20 protein-coding genes, 1 pseudogene and 2 other annotated features are annotated in these 15930 nt (G+C 37.4%); of the genes and pseudogenes, 13 read left to right on the top strand and 8 right to left on the bottom strand.

Features of this window, described 5'->3' with window-relative positions:
• Positions 1–5: 5 nt before the first annotated feature.
• Positions 6–1250 carry a tyrosine--tRNA ligase gene (gene tyrS, locus NKG37_RS04040; RefSeq protein WP_016203377.1) on the bottom strand — a complete coding sequence of 415 codons (1245 nt, stop codon included), beginning with the start codon at positions 1248–1250 and terminating at the stop codon, positions 6–8.
• 162 nt (positions 1251–1412) lie between these two features.
• Positions 1413–1644: a binding site (T-box leader), on the bottom strand.
• 292 nt (positions 1645–1936) lie between these two features.
• Positions 1937–2185, top strand: a binding site (T-box leader).
• A gap of 48 nt (positions 2186–2233) precedes the next feature.
• Here tyrS and NKG37_RS04035 point away from each other — a divergent pair.
• Together NKG37_RS04035 and NKG37_RS04030 are read left to right on the top strand one after the other, a co-directional pair.
• On the top strand, positions 2234–3232 hold the full coding sequence (locus tag NKG37_RS04035; protein WP_254415848.1) for a tryptophan--tRNA ligase: 999 nt from the start codon (positions 2234–2236) through the stop codon (positions 3230–3232).
• A gap of 329 nt (positions 3233–3561) precedes the next feature.
• Positions 3562–4110 (top strand): DUF3231 family protein, encoded by a 549-nt coding sequence (locus tag NKG37_RS04030; protein ID WP_016203375.1) that lies wholly within the window; start codon positions 3562–3564, stop codon positions 4108–4110.
• Between the two features lie 158 nt (positions 4111–4268).
• Here NKG37_RS04030 and NKG37_RS04025 read toward each other — a convergent pair whose 3' ends face one another.
• Genes NKG37_RS04025 through NKG37_RS04015 form a run of 3 tightly spaced genes read right to left on the bottom strand, consistent with a single transcriptional unit; the run spans position 4269 to position 5350 of the window.
• Positions 4269–4553 carry a hypothetical protein gene (locus NKG37_RS04025; protein ID WP_016203374.1) on the bottom strand — a complete coding sequence of 95 codons (285 nt, stop codon included), beginning with the start codon at positions 4551–4553 and terminating at the stop codon, positions 4269–4271.
• A 12-nt stretch (positions 4554–4565) separates the two neighbouring features.
• Entirely contained in the window at positions 4566–4949 is a 384-nt protein-coding gene (locus NKG37_RS04020) for an SHOCT-like domain-containing protein (RefSeq protein ID WP_016203373.1), read from the bottom strand.
• Between the two features lie 14 nt (positions 4950–4963).
• Positions 4964–5350: a DUF2089 domain-containing protein gene (locus NKG37_RS04015; RefSeq protein ID WP_254415847.1), complete on the bottom strand. Its 387-nt coding sequence runs from the start codon at positions 5348–5350 to the stop codon at positions 4964–4966.
• A gap of 244 nt (positions 5351–5594) precedes the next feature.
• Between NKG37_RS04015 and NKG37_RS04010 the strand changes: the two genes are divergently transcribed.
• From NKG37_RS04010 to NKG37_RS03985, 6 genes are all read left to right on the top strand, one after another.
• On the top strand, positions 5595–5981 hold the full coding sequence (locus NKG37_RS04010; RefSeq protein WP_254415846.1) for a DUF2500 domain-containing protein: 387 nt from the start codon (positions 5595–5597) through the stop codon (positions 5979–5981).
• The gene (locus NKG37_RS04005; RefSeq protein ID WP_169189369.1) at positions 5981–6445 is read left to right on the top strand and encodes a GNAT family N-acetyltransferase; all 465 of its coding nucleotides are present in this window, start codon (positions 5981–5983) and stop codon (positions 6443–6445) included. The genes NKG37_RS04010 and NKG37_RS04005 overlap by 1 nt, the downstream gene beginning before the upstream one ends.
• 402 nt (positions 6446–6847) lie before the next feature.
• Complete coding sequence (locus NKG37_RS04000; protein WP_169189746.1) at positions 6848–7774, top strand: ABC transporter ATP-binding protein; 927 nt, start codon at positions 6848–6850, stop codon at positions 7772–7774.
• Positions 7749–8486, top strand: a complete 738-nt coding sequence (locus NKG37_RS03995; RefSeq protein ID WP_169189368.1) for an ABC transporter permease — start codon at positions 7749–7751, stop codon at positions 8484–8486. The genes NKG37_RS04000 and NKG37_RS03995 overlap by 26 nt, the downstream gene beginning before the upstream one ends.
• A 7-nt stretch (positions 8487–8493) precedes the next feature.
• A complete protein-coding gene (locus NKG37_RS03990; protein WP_254415845.1) occupies positions 8494–9627 on the top strand; it encodes a sensor histidine kinase in 1134 nt (377 codons plus the stop codon).
• Positions 9624–10226, top strand: a complete 603-nt coding sequence (locus tag NKG37_RS03985) for a response regulator transcription factor (protein ID WP_016203366.1) — start codon at positions 9624–9626, stop codon at positions 10224–10226. Before NKG37_RS03990 ends, NKG37_RS03985 begins: the two co-directional genes overlap by 4 nt.
• Positions 10227–10248: 22 nt before the next feature.
• Here the strand turns inward: NKG37_RS03985 and NKG37_RS03980 are convergent, their stop codons facing one another.
• Entirely contained in the window at positions 10249–10695 is a 447-nt protein-coding gene (locus NKG37_RS03980; RefSeq protein WP_169189366.1) for a hypothetical protein, read from the bottom strand.
• A 362-nt stretch (positions 10696–11057) separates the two neighbouring features.
• Between NKG37_RS03980 and NKG37_RS03975 the strand changes: the two genes are divergently transcribed.
• Together NKG37_RS03975 and NKG37_RS03970 are read left to right on the top strand one after the other, a co-directional pair.
• A complete protein-coding gene (locus NKG37_RS03975) occupies positions 11058–11804 on the top strand; it encodes a Yip1 family protein (RefSeq protein ID WP_016203364.1) in 747 nt (248 codons plus the stop codon).
• A gap of 17 nt (positions 11805–11821) precedes the next feature.
• Positions 11822–12613, top strand: a complete 792-nt coding sequence (locus tag NKG37_RS03970) for a metallophosphoesterase (RefSeq protein ID WP_254416364.1) — start codon at positions 11822–11824, stop codon at positions 12611–12613.
• Positions 12614–12646: 33 nt separating this feature from the next.
• Here the strand turns inward: NKG37_RS03970 and NKG37_RS03965 are convergent, their stop codons facing one another.
• From NKG37_RS03965 to NKG37_RS03955, 3 genes and pseudogenes are all read right to left on the bottom strand, one after another.
• Complete coding sequence (locus NKG37_RS03965) at positions 12647–13105, bottom strand: hypothetical protein (protein WP_169189365.1); 459 nt, start codon at positions 13103–13105, stop codon at positions 12647–12649.
• Positions 13102–13383 (bottom strand): annotated as a pseudogene (locus tag NKG37_RS03960) (HAD hydrolase-like protein); the annotation flags it as partial. The gene NKG37_RS03965 and the pseudogene NKG37_RS03960, both read right to left, overlap by 4 nt.
• Positions 13384–13504: 121 nt before the next feature.
• Positions 13505–13828 (bottom strand): HAD hydrolase-like protein, encoded by a 324-nt coding sequence (locus tag NKG37_RS03955; RefSeq protein WP_031540318.1) that lies wholly within the window; start codon positions 13826–13828, stop codon positions 13505–13507.
• Positions 13829–14218: 390 nt separating this feature from the next.
• On the opposite strand from NKG37_RS03955, the gene NKG37_RS26010 reads away from it, so the two are divergent.
• The 3 genes from NKG37_RS26010 to NKG37_RS03945 all read left to right on the top strand — a co-directional run bounded on the left by NKG37_RS26010 (position 14219) and on the right by NKG37_RS03945 (position 15798).
• Positions 14219–14344 (top strand): hypothetical protein, encoded by a 126-nt coding sequence (locus NKG37_RS26010; RefSeq protein ID WP_263479743.1) that lies wholly within the window; start codon positions 14219–14221, stop codon positions 14342–14344.
• Between the two features lie 241 nt (positions 14345–14585).
• The gene (locus NKG37_RS03950; protein ID WP_254415844.1) at positions 14586–15332 is read left to right on the top strand and encodes a DUF2087 domain-containing protein; all 747 of its coding nucleotides are present in this window, start codon (positions 14586–14588) and stop codon (positions 15330–15332) included.
• Positions 15333–15447: 115 nt separating this feature from the next.
• Positions 15448–15798 carry a GIY-YIG nuclease family protein gene (locus NKG37_RS03945; protein WP_016203358.1) on the top strand — a complete coding sequence of 117 codons (351 nt, stop codon included), beginning with the start codon at positions 15448–15450 and terminating at the stop codon, positions 15796–15798.
• The last annotated feature ends 132 nt before the right edge of the window (positions 15799–15930 follow it).

The raw sequence follows: 15930 nt of genomic DNA, 5'->3' as shown, positions 1-15930 counted from the left end.
AGTGATTAGCCAAGCAGTTTTACAAACTTTCTTTTCCCTACTTGAATAATTAATTCCTTGTTGATCGTAACTTCAAGATCTACTTCTTCGATTTTCTCTCCATCGATGCGAACACCGCCGTTTTGAATCATCCTTTTTGCTTCACTTTTTGAGGGTAATAGATTAACGTCTACTAGCAGCTGGACAAGTGATTCAGGATTGTTGCCAGTCCACTGGACGGTTGGAATATCCTCAGGTAAAGCTCCTTTTTGAAAAATAGTAATGAATTGCTGTTCCGCTTTTTCTGCCGCTTCTTTGCTATGGTACATACGGACGATTGTTCTTGCTAGCAGCATTTTAGCATCTCTAGGATGAAGAGACCCAGCATGCAAATCCTTTTTAATTTGGGCAATTTCAGCAGGTTCTAAGTCTGTAATAAGCTCAAAGTATTTGCTCATTAATGGATCAGGGATGGACATTGCTTTTCCGTACATTTCATTTGGGCTTTCGTCAATGCCAATATAGTTATGCTTTGACTTAGACATTTTTTCAACACCGTCTAATCCCTCTAACAGGGGCATTAATATCGCAATTTGCTTTTCTTTTCCAAACTTTTCTTGGTAGTGACGTCCCATGAGAATATTAAAATGCTGATCTGTACCGCCAAGTTCAATATCTGCCTCTAATATCACGGAATCATAGCCTTGCATCAGTGGGTAGAAGAATTCATGCAAGGAAATCGATTTTCCATATGCTAACCGCTCTTCAAAATCATCCCGTTCTAGCAAGCGGGCAACGGTTATTTTTCCAGCAAGTTGAATGACATCTTCAAAGGAAAGGGAAGAGAGCCATTTAGAGTTGTAATGAAGCTCGACCTTTTCCATGTCCAGTACTTTGCCGAATTGCTCAAAATAAGTTTTCGCATTCTCCTTCACTTCTTCATCTGTCAGCTGTTTTCTAGCAGAAGATTTTCCAGTTGGATCACCAATTTTGCCGGTGAAATCACCGATGATTAATTGAATCGTATGCCCGTTTTCTTGGAATTGGCGCAGTTTATTCAGTACAACTGTATGGCCGAGATGAACATCTGGAGCAGATGGATCAAGGCCGAGCTTTACTTTTAACGGGGTATTTGTCACAAGTGACTTAGCGATTTTTTCTGCTAGTTCTTCCGTCGGAATAATATCTTGCACGCCTTGACGATAAACATCAAGTTGCCTCTTCATTTCTTTTTCTTGGTCTGTAGTTAACTGTTCAATAAATGGACTCATCTTTCTTTCTCCTTTCGTTGAATTGGTTTGTAAGAAAGGCGCAAGCTCCTTGTTCACCACCTAGCAACCTGGGAGGTGACCTGAAGTTTGCTAGGTGGTAGGCGCTGGAGCTAGACACCAAATTGACTTTAGAAAAACTGTAAAAAAAAACCACGCCCCTAAACAAGGGACGTGGTTGCTTTTAAGCACGTGGTACCACCCTAATTGAAGAATATATAGCTATTCAACACTCATTATGGGTAACGGCTCATCCGTTCTCTGCTAATCGAGTAAACTCTTTCACAAAGAATGCTCCTGGAGGTAATTCGCCCCTATTTTTGTGTCAATTTGCACCAACCATTGACTCTCTAATAACAGGGAAATAGGCACTACTGATTCCAATCAAAGCATATATATTTAAAAGGTATAATTAGTAAAATTTTTCGTTAGCGCTAACTTGTAAAAGATACTAACAGATAAAGTTCAGAAAAACAAGAGGATAATTTATTTTCTTTTGAAAATATTTTTTGTAACATAATCCTCATTTTTAAATAAATGGCGATACTTTCAACGTTTTTAAGTCATTCAGTGGCTTCGCTGCCATCTGGATTTTTTTAGGTTCTTATTCATAATATCCTTCTAAAAGATAAGAATATGTAAGCATCTCTTGACCTTTTTAATCTTATAATTTACTATATATGTAATATTAATGAGCGATGAGGAAGAAGAGTAAGCAGTTAAGAGGTTTCAGAGAGCTGATGGGTGGTGCGAATCAGTACGGATTGATTGCTGAATGGGCTTCTGAGCTACAAGGCTGAACCCACTAGTAGGCTGCGCGGAACGTCTTACCGTTAAAAAAGACAAAGTATCGGAACAGCTATGTTTCTGTACGGATTAAGTGCGTTTATGTGAAATAAACGAATGAAGGTGGCACCACGGGGTTACTCGTCCTTTTTATAGGATGAGTGGCCCTTTTTGTGTTTTATAAAAGGGAGGATAAGCAGATGGGAAAAATAGTTTTAACTGGTATTAAACCAACTGGACAAATACATTTAGGAAACTATATAGGGGCAATTAAACCTGCTTTGCAACTAGCGGAAAACAGTGATTATCAGGCAGCTTATTTTATTGCAGATTATCATGGTTTAACGAAAATTCACGATCGCGAAGAGTTTCGAACGTTAACCTATGGGGTGGCAGCAACATGGTTAGCTCTTGGGTTAGATCCGGAAAAAGTAATCCTTTATCGGCAGTCCGACGTACCGGAAATCTTTGAATTAAATTGGATATTAGCTTGTTTTTCTCCAAAAGGGTTGATGAATCGCGCACATGCTTATAAAGGAATCGTCGACAGCAATAAACAAGCAGGAAAAGAGGTTGATGATGGCGTAAACATGGGACTGTTTACGTACCCAATCCTCATGGCAGCCGATATTCTTGCTTTTCAAGCCAATATGGTACCTGTAGGAAAAGATCAAATCCAGCATGTTGAAATTGCGCGAGATATTGCCGACAGCTTTAATCATCATTATGGGGAAACTTTTGTGCTACCGGAATATATAGTGGATGAAGAAACTAGTATCTTGCCAGGCTTGGATGGTCGAAAAATGAGCAAAAGTTATCATAATACAATTCCTCTTTTTGAAGAGCCAGTAAAGTTACAAAAGCTTATTAATAAAATCAAAACCGATTCTCTCCCACCAGAAGCACCAAAAGAGACGGAGACGTCTATCTTGTTTACTTTGTATAAGGAATTTGCAAGTGCTGAAGAAGTAGCGCAAATGCGCCAAAGATACGAAAATGGAGTCGGATGGGGAGAAGTGAAAAAGGAATTGTTCCAAGTCATGAATCGATTCTTAGAAGAACCACGCAAGAAATACAAGGAGTTAATGGGTAATCCTGAAAAAATAGATGAGCTTCTCCGAAAAGGAGCGGAAAAAGCAAGAGCTCGAACACTGCCATTTTTACAAGAAGTAAGAAAGCAAATTGGAGTGGCGCGTTAAGGAGAAGGAAAGTTGGAGATGTGGTGAGTCGCAAGTAAGCGGGTGAAAGTCGCAAGTAAAAGGGTGGGAGTCGCAAGTAAGCGGGTGAAAGTCGCAAGTAAAAGTGCGAAAGTCGCAAGTAAAAGAATAAAAGCCACAAGTAAAGCGCCAAAACTATAAATAAAATCAACAGAGTCAACAGCTATTAGCCTTAACATCTAAAAATGTGCTCCATCAGGTGCGAAAAAAGATATCCTTTTTACGTATCGATTGCTCTAAATAGTTTTATCTTGAATAAACTTCCATTTAATTGTAAACATTATAGGTAAAAACACGAAGAGGTGTACATCATGGCACATAAAATGGAAGCATTTCTCGACTATATTAAGACGAGATTTGACTCTGAACCGAAGCCGCTACTTCATATTGGAGAGGCGATGGGTTGCTGGACATATCAAGCTGCAATAGCGGATGAAATTCCTGTACTTGAAATGGCTCTTAATACAACAACAGACAATGTTTTAATTAAATTGATTAATGAAGCAAGAGAATTAGCAACAGAACAGCGAAACAACCTAGAGGAATTCATGATAAATGAAGGCGTGCCTCTTTCCAGCTCTGCTGAATCTAAACCAAAATCTGATCCAAATGCCATTCCTTTAGGGGCGAAATCTACCGATATGGAAATAGCAAACTTACTAGCTGCCAAAGTAACAGGCAATATTGTTATGTGTTCCACAAATATCACGCAAAGTGTTCGTAGCGACGTTGGCTTAATGTGGATTCGTTTCCATACAGAAAAAAGTATTTATGGGATGGAGCTTAAAACGAGAATGAGGGAACATGGATGGATTAAAATGCCGCCAAGTTTCTATCCACCTGGCGCACCGCATGAGTAATTCACAAATATTTCGACCTGTGCTATAGTAAGAAAAGAGCACCTTCCCTTAAACAAACGAGTGTAGGAAAGGTGTTTTAGCTAAAAACAAATAAAGGTTTCACACAAATCTAGTGTTGCGAGCACTAGATTTTTTCTTTTTAAGGAGAAGTGCACATTTCATGTGATCGTCACCTTTACATAAGTTCCGTCTTTTAGGCAAATATCAACAAGTGGCTCAGACAGAGAAGTGTATTTAAGCTCTTTACTCAACATTTTTAATAAAAATTTTATATCACTAGCGTTCCTATAGATGGCCACGGCTGTTTGCTCCTTCGTTCGGTTGTGAATAAATTTCCATAACCGTTTTGAAAAGGCGAAATTAATAAAAGTACTTAACAGAAAAGTAGGGAGAATGATGTAATAACGTTTATGTTTTTCTGTCTGGACAGTTACCTTTACCATAGTTTCACTCCACTATTCCACATACACATTGATGCTGTCACCGTTCGCTAATTTGGCATTAACAATTTCGCCGACTAATTCGCTATCAATGGCAGTTAATAATAATTCCACATCGATATTTTCCGTATAGGTTTGGGCTTGGGGGATTTTTGCCGCGATACCTATTCCGGTTTGAAGCAGTACTTTTACTAGTCTAATTGGAACATTAACGTTAATATTATCATTTGTTTCCGATTGGATTCGTACTTTAAGTAGGCGATTTAGATAAGGGCTATCTTCAAGCAAGGTTTTCTTTTCCGTTTTTTCCTCCATTGAATCGATAAGTGTCGTTGCTTGATCAGATGTTAGTTTTCCGTTTTCAACCATTGTTAAAATTCGTTTCAATTCATCATTCATGTTTCATATCCTCCTTAAATGTTCTTCATTAATTGGATGGCTTCCTCTGCTGTTATTTCATTATTTTCTAGCTTTTCTAGAATATCCGCTTTTCTTTCCGTACTAATTTTACTTGGTTGTCTCTCTGTTTCTTCCCCTTCGCCTGTCATAATCCGAATAATATCATCCAGCTTTCCTCGAACAGTTGGATAAGAAATACCAAGTTTTTTTTCTACTTCTTTAATGCTTCCTCGTGAAAGGATAAATGTTTCAATAAAATGCATTTGCTCATCTGAAAAAGAATGCCAATTGGAAAGATGAAAGCGATTTTCAATCGTTGTATGGCAATGACTACATTCTAGCTTTGTTACATGGAGTTCGTGATGACAGACAGGACAATCATTAATAACTGGATAATTCATATTAATGCCTACCTCCTTTCTATGTTAGATTAATAAATTATATTAAAAAGTCAATTTAATAGTTGAAAAAATAAATAAATTAGATTTTAAATATAAGATTATTTAATTTTACATTTAAATTTATTGAAATAACAAAGAATGTAGAAAATCAACAGCTACAAGTTGAAACTTTTTCCTAAATGGGAGCGTAATAAAGGCTATATGGAAATCAAGGCGAAAATACTTTTAGAAGGGAACAATTTATATGGAAGATTTTTATACAGGTGGGGATGATATCATGTTCACGATTGGACCGATTTTCATCTTTGTGGTATTTGTTATTATTATTGGTCTTTTTATTTTTGCTATCATCAGTTCAATTGTGAAATGGAATAAAAACAATCAGCAGCCACGACTTTCTATCCCCGCTAAAGTGGTTACGAAAAGAACGAGTGTACATGGTGGTGGGGAAAGTAGCTCGTATAGCAACTATTATATAACCTTTGAATTTCCCAGTGGAGATCGCACCGAATTTCAACTAAAAGGAGAAGAATATGGCATGCTGGTAGAAGGAGACAGCGGGGAACTGCAATTTCAAGGAACGAGATATTTGGGGTTCACTCGAAATAAACACATAGAGGAGAATAGGTAATGGACTTTTCTATACAAAAGATGACAGAGCAAGCAACGAGGGAAATTCTTAGCTGGACTTATCCCGCTCCTTACGATTTATATAATAGTGAAGTGACAGAGGAATCGTTGCAAGAGTTCGCAGAAAATCCCTATTATGCAATTGAACATAATGGAGAGTTAGTGGGATTCTATTGCACAGGCTATGCTGCCCAGGTTCCGATCGGCTACCTTTTTCAAGCATACCCAGAAGGATACCTTGATATTGGTTTAGGCATGCGCCCTGATTTAACCGGACAAGGTCAGGGAACCAGCTTTATGCAATGTATCCTCGATTCTATAGAGACGGAACATCCTTTGCGTCTCACCGTTGCAACTTTTAATAATCGAGCCATCGCTTTATATGAAAAGTTTGGTTTTCGCAGAATCTCTGCATTTAAGAATGCTAATGATGTAGAATTTTTCATAATGACAACAGAAGAATAAGATAAAAAATGTTCTGGTGATTAGCCAGAACATTTCAGACTGTAGTCAAACTTCTGAATAGTATATTTATTAGTCCCTTTGAATAGGGATGTTGCTTTCCGCTCCAGGGGTTCGCTTTCCGTGGGGCTCGCGCTTAGCCGCGGTCTGCCTTTGGCCTGCAGGGTCTAAGCTGTCTCGCTAATCCCACAGGAGTCTCACCCCTTCCACTCCAAGCAACGCATGAAAATTCAATGTAAGTTTCTAAAAATTTTTTTGTCCCACTTTTAACTGGTAGTAAGACCCCCATCGAGAGAAGTTTTCTTAAAAAAAATGACATTTGTCATCCGAGATTCCTGACATCTGCGACTAATCAGTTCTCCTGCTGCTAGCTAAAATAAAGATAGAAGCTTGGAGGTGGAGAAATTGCAAACGATTGTAGAGTTAAGGAACGTAACGAAAGAATTTCAGCAGAAGAAAGCAGTAAAGGACGTTTCTTTTTCGATTAAACAAGGGGAAATGGTAGCGATCTTAGGAGCGAATGGAGCAGGGAAAACGACGACGATGCGGATGCTGCTAGGCTTAATGAAGCCTACACGAGGAACTGTCTCCCTTTTTCAAAAGAATCCAAGACAAAAGGAAGTGTTAGAAAAGATTGGTGGAATGCTTCAAGAAGTCAGTGTAATGGATAGTTTAAAGGTAAGAGAGCTGATTCAATTAATTCAAAGCTATTATCAAAATCCCATTGAATTGACTACCTTGTTGGAACTAACAGGACTTCAAGAAGAAGACTGGAATCAACGGACAGAAAAGCTCTCCGGTGGCCAAAAAAGACGACTAAACTTTGCGCTGGCACTAGCAGGTAATCCTGATTTGCTGTTTTTGGATGAGCCAACCGTTGGCATGGATGTAACATCAAGAGAACAGTTTTGGAAAAAAATGAAGGAACTAAACAGGCAAGGAAAAACAATCCTTTTTACAACCCATTACTTGCAAGAGGCAGATGAAGTAGCGGGGAGAATAATCATGATAAATAAAGGTGAGGTTGTAGGCGACGGTACGCCAGCACATCTAAAGGAAAAGCTAACAAAGCCAAGAGTTATGTTCCAAGAACGAACCCCTTATACATTAGATTTCTATCAGAATTTTCCCTTTGTTGAGGATGTGCAGAAAGAGAAGGATAAAGTAACACTTGTTGCTAAAAACTCGGATCAACTCTTAAAAGAAATCTTTGATAGGCAACTAAATATCTACCATATTGAAGTAAAGCTAGGTCGATTAGAAGAGGTTTTTTCACAGCTATTGGGAGAGAAGAAGGAGGTAGGCAATGAAATGTTTTTGGATGCAAAGTAAAGTAGAAATCATACGAATGCTTCGAAACAAATATTATATTTTTTGGTCCTTGCTTGTTCCCGTCCTTTTCTATTTTTTATTTACAAATATTTTCACAGCACCTCGAGATGATGAGGCATTATGGAATCTTCATTATTTAATGTCGATGACGACCTTTAGTATTATGGGTTCTAGTATTATGACCTTAGGAATTAAAATCGTGCAGGAAAAAGCAGAAGGCTGGACAATTTATTTACAAATTACTCCACTATCCCAATTCGTTTATTATGGTGCAAAAATGATAGCACAAACAGTGATTCATCTATTTTCCATCCTTGTTATCTTTACCGCTGGGATCCTCATTAATAATGTTAGCCTAACTTTTTCTCAGTGGATGCTTTGTGGTCTTTGGATATTATTTGGATCACTGCCGTTTTTGGCGCTTGGAACAATTATTGGTACCATTAAAAAAGTAGAAACTGCTTCAGGAATTAGTAATCTTATCTATATGACTATGGCCATAACAGGGGGAATGTGGATGCCAATCGAGGTATTTCCATCCTTCATGCAGCAAGTGGCAAAATGGGTTCCTTCCTATCATTTTGCAAACGGAGCATGGGAAATAATTAGGAACCAGTCCCCCTCTTTTTTTAATTATCTGATGATTATCGGGTACCTCCTTCTATTTATGGTATTATCAACTTATATTGGAAAAAAACGAGAGGCGGTGTAGGAGAAAGATGGATACCAAGAAGAGGTTCGAGCTTTTTCCGAGAAGATATGGCTTTTTTCCTTATATCTTTTTAGTATATGTACTCCTTCCGATTATGCAGGTGATGAAGGAAGAGGGGATTAAGCAAATAGTCGGATTTCTTCTTGTACTTGTATTTCTTCTGTCGTACCGACAATTATACAGCAGTATAGAAGAGAATCGATTTAATTATTGGCTTGTTATTCAAATTTTGCTTGTCATGTTTTTTAGTATCTTTTATGATCCTAATCTATTATTTATGGGGTATTTCCCTGCAAATTTCATCGGATATTATTCTGGGAAAAAATATTTCTATTATTTTTACAGTCTGTTTGTCCTCTCTTTACTAATCCCAATTGGAATCAGTTGGAAGGATATCAACCCTAATTCCCTGATCTTTTTGATTCCCTTCTTTCTTATTATGCTGATTTCTCCTTTTGGAATCCGCTCCATGAATCGTCGTATGGATTTAGAAAGGCAGTTGGATTTAGCGAATGAACAAATTAGTTATTTAGTTAAAAAAGAAGAACGCATGAGAATTGCCCGCGATTTGCATGATACGCTCGGCCACACTTTATCGCTCCTGACATTAAAGAGCCAGCTCGTTGGAAAAATGGTCTATCCCCAACCAGAAAGCGCAATTAAAGAAGTGAAAGAAATGGAAGGAATTTCTAGGGCAGCTTTAAAACAAGTTCGTGAGCTAGTGTCTGACATGCGGGCAATTACTATTCGAGAAGCAATAATAGAGGTGCAAACAACTTTGCAAGCAGCAGGGATTAATACAGAAATTACAATCGACATGAAAGATAGCGAAGTGCCGCTTTTATCACAGAATATTATTAGTCTTTGTTTAAAAGAAGCTGTTACCAATATTGTTAAGCACAGTGCTGCAACAACCAGCAAAGTAGCAATTCAACAACATATAGGGACAATTGAACTTATTGTTCAGGATAATGGAAAAGGCTTGGAAGAGGGACGGAATGAGGGAAATGGACTATTGGGAATGCAAGAAAGACTGGAGCTAGTAGACGGAAAATGGAGAATTTCATCCAGTAATGGAACAACCCTTCACATCGTTGTTCCAATCATTCGAAAGGAAAGACGAAAGGAGGAAACATGGTGATTCGAATTATCATCTCAGAAGACCAACGCATGCTTAGAGGAGCTTTAGGAACACTGCTTAACTTTGAAGAAGATTTAGAAGTCGTCGGCCAAGCAGAAAATGGTGAACAAGCATTAACCCTTATTAAAGAGCATAACCCAGATGTTTGCTTATTAGATATTGAAATGCCGATAAAAAGCGGCCTTGATGTCGCAGAGGAATTGAAGAAGCTGAAATCTCCTTGTAAAGTTGTTATTTTAACCACATTTGCACGACCAGGATATTTTGAAAGAGCCCTAAACGCGAATGTCCATGGCTATTTATTAAAAGATGGTCCAAGTGAAGAATTAGCGGAAGCAATTCGAAATATTATGAATGGAAAAAGAGAATTCGCTTCTGAATTAATTTTTGGCAGTATCGGAAAAGAAAACCCATTATCAAAGCGGGAAAGAGAAATATTAATACTAATTGAAAAAGGGAAGTCAGTAAAGGAGATTGCTGCAACACTTTTTTTATCATCTGGAACAATTCGCAATTACATCTCCGAAGCAATCAGCAAATTAGAAGCGAAAAATCGAATGGAAGCCATTGCGAAAGCGAAGCGGAATGGTTGGTTGTAAAGGTACCTCGCTTCGCTCCCCATTAACCTTGTTTCTCACTGCGAATAAAGGTTAAATGCCATCTTGTATAAAGTAAGGCAAATGCATAATAAATTCCTGAATACCATAAGTGCCATCCGCTATAAGTAAGGAATTCGAAGGAAAGCAGGAGATACTCCAAAAGAACAGAGTAAACGAGCCAAGCGCAAAAATAGGGGATATAGCTTTTGAAGTGCTGGGGCATAAAATTTAAATAAATTATTCCATGAGTGGCACCAAGTGTTAGTTCAATAAAATGAACAGAAAGCTGTACTCCTTTTGGTCCTAACTCATACATATGGAAGACAAAACTTAAGATGAGGTCCGAGCTTAAATTAATTAAAGCGACCACAAACCATGTTACATATATTTCTACTTTTGTCAGGCGCTTTGGCATGAACAAAAGGATGATTAGAGTCAAAAGGAGATAAAGATAAGGAAACCACATCATATATTTCACTCCCGAAAAGATACATAACATAAGTATGACCCACTTGTTATGATTTAAACCGAGAATGCAAATGAAATAGGAATCATCTATTTACTAAAAGCATATAAAACAATAATTGATTTTATCCCACTCTTTACGGATAGTAAGACTCCCCCTTAGGCTTAAGAGAATAGGAGAAAGAAAGGTGGGAGATCGACTGTCCGTAAAGGTCCGATTGGTTCAACTAACCATAAGTGGGGGATGAAGGAACCCTCAACTGATGGAAGTTTCACTTTATATCACCTGCTTATTTTTCAAGTTTTTAACAATTCATTTCCTTATTTTGATAGAATGTTAGTAACTATCCTTTGGGAGGAACAAATATGGTAGATAGTCAGAATATCCGTAGGGGAATACAATATGCCTTAATAAAACTAGCAGGAGCAGGTTTTGCGGCATCAATCTTTTTTTCCTATCTTTTTCTATCAAGTTTTGATCTATATTTATTTTCGCATGAAATTAAAAATCCATTCTTCTGGATAGGTTTTTTTGGTTTTGGGATTCTTCTTTCGATGTTGATTGACTGGATAGCTAAATATTTTCCAAAGCTAGAGGTATGTTTGTATATTTTAGCTGGCCTTTGTCTTTTTCTGCCGATAGTTTGGAATGTTTTCCCTCTATTTGCTGCAACTTCTGGTTTAATTAGCGCGTTATTATTTTACATAGGGATTAAAATCGCAGCAAAAGTAAGCTGGTTTAAATGGACATTTGCTATTACACCGATTTTTTTCCTTTTGCTAACAATTCCTGATTTCACTGTAAAAAAGGAATGGAATACCATAAGAGGCGAACAATCCTATGAAGCATATTTTGCTTATTTTAATGGGGAGGAAGAGGTTCCGATTAAAGCCAAAAAAGGGGAAAATGTTACCGTCCACATTGATTTTACCAATCGTAATGGTGGTGGCTTTGGCTACTACTTAATAGACGAAAAAAACCGTAGAATTGGTTTAAGTAATGAAGAGAAGACCATTTTAACCTTTGAAGCTAAAAAAACAGAAACTTATAAGCTCATTGTTACCGGAGATGGATTGCAGGGCGGTTTTGAGGTGAAATGGGAGAAAGAGTGATGTAAGTGAAAAAAAGAATGTTAATTATTAGCCTATTAATAGGCATCTGTCTGTTTTTTTCTTTCTATCAAAATAATAGTCTGACTACCTCCACTTTCACTCTCTCATCCCCAAAAATAGGGGATTCGTTAAAAATAGTGCAGTTATCGGATCTGCATAGCAAGCAGTTTGGAAAAAACCAAAAGCGGTTAGTAAATCGTGTAAAACAGCTAGATCCGGATCTCATTGTTTTTACTGGAGATCTAGTGGATTCAAAAAAATATGACGAACAGAAAAGCATGACACTAATGGAAAAACTGGTTGAACTAGCTCCGGCGTATTATGTTACAGGAAATCATGAATCATGGTCAGGAAAATTTCCTTCGTTAGAAGAGAAATTAGAGCAAACCGGCGTTCAAGTATTAAGAAATGAACAGACCTTGTTCCATATAGGTGGAGAGACGATAAATATCATGGGGGTGGATGATCCTGCTTTTTTGTCAGGAGAACAAGAGCTGTCTAGAATAGTAGATAGCTTATCACAAGAGGAACATTTTAATCTGTTGCTCTCCCATCGACCTGAATTATTTTCCCTCTATGAAAATATCGATCTAGTGTTAACTGGCCATGCACATGGCGGCCAAGTAAGACTGCCTTTTATCGGTGGTATAATTGCGCCAGATCAAGGATTCATGCCGAAATATACAGCAGGTATGTATAAAAACAAAGAAACGGTAATGATCGTTAATAGAGGTTTAGGAAATAGCATTATTCCCCAAAGAATTTTTAACCGACCAGAGATTGTGGAAGTAGTGTTGAAGAAAGAGTGAGGAGCATTCCGAGTTTTCATTGGAATGCCCTTTTTAAAAAATGGAAAACCATTCATTTACCATTGTTAAAAGCCAAAGGAAAATAGGCAATGCAATAGATAACAGACTATGTGTCCAGGTGAAGAAACGGTCTTTTTTTCGAAGCAGCCGATCAATGAGGTAAAATAGCAAAGCAGCCGGCAAACTAATAAAAAGAAGGACAGACCCAAATAATAGATGGAGCAATAAAGAAATGTGCCAAGCGAAATTATTTTCCCCTGTTTTCCGCGCCAACAATTCCCCAATCTTATCACTTACAAAAGAAGTGAACAGACCATAAACAAAGATTGCTGGTATCGTATAAAGAAAGTAGATGGAAATACTTGTTATTACCGATTGAAAATATGTTGCCTTGCTATCAATTAAATCTGGTACTAATAATCCAAGCAGTATCGTATAAAGAGAACAAGTAAAACTAGCAGCGATTAATTTTCTTTTAAAAATAATCCTCACCCCTTTGTCATCGGGTATACGGTAAAAAATTCAGTATAGTTTGCGAGAGAAAAGTCAGCAAAATCACACTGGTTTTGGAACATACAGGTGGGGATTCCTAATTCCTTTGCTGGAATTAAATCCAGTTCCCGATCCCCAATGGCTAAGTCAATTGAATATTTTGTATGTAAATATTGATAAAAATTTACTGCCGGCTTTCTGGGAAAGCCATTCGCTAAAGTAACAATTTCCGCAAAATAGTTCTCCCATCCATAATACCGCAAAAACTTCATTACACCCTCATGACTTTTGTCCCACTCTTAACGGACAGTAAGACTCCCCCCCTCAAGCTTATGGGAATACGAGGAAGCTAGGTGGGAGATCAACTGTCCGTAAAGGTCCGATTGGTTCAACTAACCATCAGTGGGGGAGGAAGGAAACCCCCACTGATGGAAGTTTCACTTTATGTGTCATAATCACATTTGTTTCCGCAGCCTTTAAAATTTCCTCTACACCTGGAAAAGGCCTCACTTCACTAACAACAATTCCTTTATTCATCTGCTTAATCTCATTTCGTTGCTCTTCTGTTAAGTGAAAATACTCAATTGCATGGGAGAAAGAAACTTTCAACTCTTTATAAATAGCTGCCTTATCCACCTTTTCTTCCAATACTGTATAAAGAATATCTGTATAAGCAGGATATGTATCAAATAACGTACCATCAAAATCCCAAAGAATATTCAAATTTTACTCCTCCATAAATACTGTTTTCTTACATGGTAATATACTTATTTTGGAAAGTCTATTGGGAGATTGCTAGAGGAGGAGTTAGGGGGTGAAGATGAACACCAAAAAGCAGAAGAGGCAGGAGAAAAGTAGTGTTCATCAAGTGAATGAAAGCCAAAAGTAGAGGAGGCAGGAGAAAAGTGGCGTTCATCAAGTGGATGAACGCCAAAAAGCAAAGGAGATAGGAGAAAAGTGGTTTTCATCAAGTGGATGAAAACCAAAAAGCAAAGGAGATAAGAGAAAAGTGGCGTTCATTAAGTGGATGAAAACCGAAAAGTAGAGGAAGCAGGAGAAAAGTGGTGTTCATCGAGTGGATGAAAGCCAAAAAGCAGAGGAGGCAGTAGAAAGGTGGCGTTCATTAAGTGGATGAACGCCAAAAAGTTGAGAAAGCAGGAGAAAAGTGGTGTTCATCGAGTGGATGAAAGCCAAAAAGCAGAGGAGGCAGTAGAAAGGTGGCGTTCATTAAGTGGATGAAAGCCAAAAAGCAGAGGAAACAGGAGAAAAGTGGTGTTCATCGCTTAGATGAACGCCAAAAAGCAGAGAATCAAACGAAAAAGTAGCGTTCATCTCGCACAGATTCCTCCCAGCTTACTACCATCAAAACAAACAAAATCTCCCTAAACATTGACGGTTAACCAAATAAAGTATATTATTTAACTGACATAAATAATATATGTTTGTAAAATAACAAACATATAAACGAGGTGTTTGTTTTATGGGGATTTCATCTTATTTTCAAAATGCAACGATTGATGAATTAAAAAAGGGCTATATCGATGAACAGGATTCCTATCTTTGTCTTTTATGTGGGGAGCAGATAGAGAAAGGTATTATCTATCCACAAGATGGAACATTATATGAAGCGGAAAAGTTCATGCAGCACCACATAAAAGATGCTCATCAATCTGTTTTTCATTATTTACTTAGCTTAGATAAAAAGATGACAGGGTTAACGGAGCATCAGACTAAATTGCTGGAGCTATTTTATCATGGGAAAAGTGATGAAGAAGTGAAAAAAGCGCTGGCAATTGGCAGTGCTTCAACCATTCGGCATCATCGCTTTGCTCTTAAGGAAAAGGAAAGGCAAGCGAGAAATTTTCTGGCGATTATGGAGTTAATGAAGGAAAAGGATAATCATGCGCCTAGCTTTGTTCCTGTTCATAAAACAGCCACAATGGTAGACGATAGATACAATATTACGGAAGAAGAACAGGAAAGCATAACAGCTAAATATTTCAAGGATGGGGTTTTGAGTAAATTTCCAATCAAGCAAAAGCAAAAATTAATTGTTCTCCGGGAAATATCCAAGTATTTAGAAGAGCAAGAGAGCTATTCCGAAAAGGAATTAAATCAGCTTTTAAAGACTATTTATGATGATTATGTTCTGATAAGAAGATATTTAATTGAATACGGATTTCTTGATCGCAAAGCAGATGGAAGCCTTTATTGGTTAAAAAAATAGTTTTTTTCAAAAAGAATTTTGTTTTTTCAATAGAAAATTAATTATTCAAGCTGTGGGGAACAGCAACAACCTTTACGAGAACACAAAAAAATAATAGAAAGGTGATAGACATAACATGGACCGCAAAAAAGAGCTAAAACAACAGTATAGAGAAATTCCGATTGAAGCTGGTATTTATACGATAACGAATAGTAAGAACGGGAAAATTTGTGTTGTTAGCACGAGAAATTTTAAAACAATTAATGGAGTGAAATTTTCACTGGAAAATGGCGGATATGCCAATAAGAAATTAGTGGAAGAATGGAAGGAATACGGGAAGGACGCATTTTCATTTGAGATTGTAGAAGTGCTAAAGCCGAAAGACGATCCTTATTATAATGAAAAAGAAGAGCTAGCAAAGTTGGAGGAAAAGTGGTTGGAGAAATTACAGCCATTTGGTGAAAGAGGCTACAATAATAAGAAATAGGATGGAGATGTCTGAATAGGACATCTTTATTTCATATCCGCAATTAATAGAAAATACTTTCATTTTTCGTCCCTACTTGGTATCTTACTTAATAAGATTAGTATATTAGAGAGAATTTTTTTAATAGTAAAA

The organism is Niallia sp. RD1, from assembly GCF_024219955.1.
Taxonomy (GTDB): Bacteria; Bacillota; Bacilli; order Bacillales; family Cytobacillaceae; genus Niallia; species Niallia alba.
Note: the sequence above shows the minus strand (reverse complement) of the source record. Positions and strands in the feature narration are given on the sequence as shown.

What these genes read in the sequence shown, in the direction of transcription:
- tyrS (WP_016203377.1), bottom strand. Translation starts at nt 1,250, where the DNA reads ATGAGTCCATTTATTGAACAGTTAACTACAGACCAAGAAAAAGAAATG.
- NKG37_RS04035 (WP_254415848.1), top strand. Translation starts at nt 2,234, where the DNA reads ATGGGAAAAATAGTTTTAACTGGTATTAAACCAACTGGACAAATACAT.
- NKG37_RS04030 (WP_016203375.1), top strand. Translation starts at nt 3,562, where the DNA reads ATGGCACATAAAATGGAAGCATTTCTCGACTATATTAAGACGAGATTT.
- NKG37_RS04025 (WP_016203374.1), bottom strand. Translation starts at nt 4,553, where the DNA reads ATGGTAAAGGTAACTGTCCAGACAGAAAAACATAAACGTTATTACATC.
- NKG37_RS04020 (WP_016203373.1), bottom strand. Translation starts at nt 4,949, where the DNA reads ATGAATGATGAATTGAAACGAATTTTAACAATGGTTGAAAACGGAAAA.
- NKG37_RS04015 (WP_254415847.1), bottom strand. Translation starts at nt 5,350, where the DNA reads ATGAATTATCCAGTTATTAATGATTGTCCTGTCTGTCATCACGAACTC.
- NKG37_RS04010 (WP_254415846.1), top strand. Translation starts at nt 5,595, where the DNA reads ATGGAAGATTTTTATACAGGTGGGGATGATATCATGTTCACGATTGGA.
- NKG37_RS04005 (WP_169189369.1), top strand. Translation starts at nt 5,981, where the DNA reads ATGGACTTTTCTATACAAAAGATGACAGAGCAAGCAACGAGGGAAATT.
- NKG37_RS03995 (WP_169189368.1), top strand. Translation starts at nt 7,749, where the DNA reads ATGAAATGTTTTTGGATGCAAAGTAAAGTAGAAATCATACGAATGCTT.
- NKG37_RS03990 (WP_254415845.1), top strand. Translation starts at nt 8,494, where the DNA reads ATGGATACCAAGAAGAGGTTCGAGCTTTTTCCGAGAAGATATGGCTTT.
- NKG37_RS03980 (WP_169189366.1), bottom strand. Translation starts at nt 10,695, where the DNA reads ATGATGTGGTTTCCTTATCTTTATCTCCTTTTGACTCTAATCATCCTT.
- NKG37_RS03975 (WP_016203364.1), top strand. Translation starts at nt 11,058, where the DNA reads ATGGTAGATAGTCAGAATATCCGTAGGGGAATACAATATGCCTTAATA.
- NKG37_RS03970 (WP_254416364.1), top strand. Translation starts at nt 11,822, where the DNA reads ATGTTAATTATTAGCCTATTAATAGGCATCTGTCTGTTTTTTTCTTTC.
- NKG37_RS03950 (WP_254415844.1), top strand. Translation starts at nt 14,586, where the DNA reads ATGGGGATTTCATCTTATTTTCAAAATGCAACGATTGATGAATTAAAA.
- NKG37_RS03945 (WP_016203358.1), top strand. Translation starts at nt 15,448, where the DNA reads ATGGACCGCAAAAAAGAGCTAAAACAACAGTATAGAGAAATTCCGATT.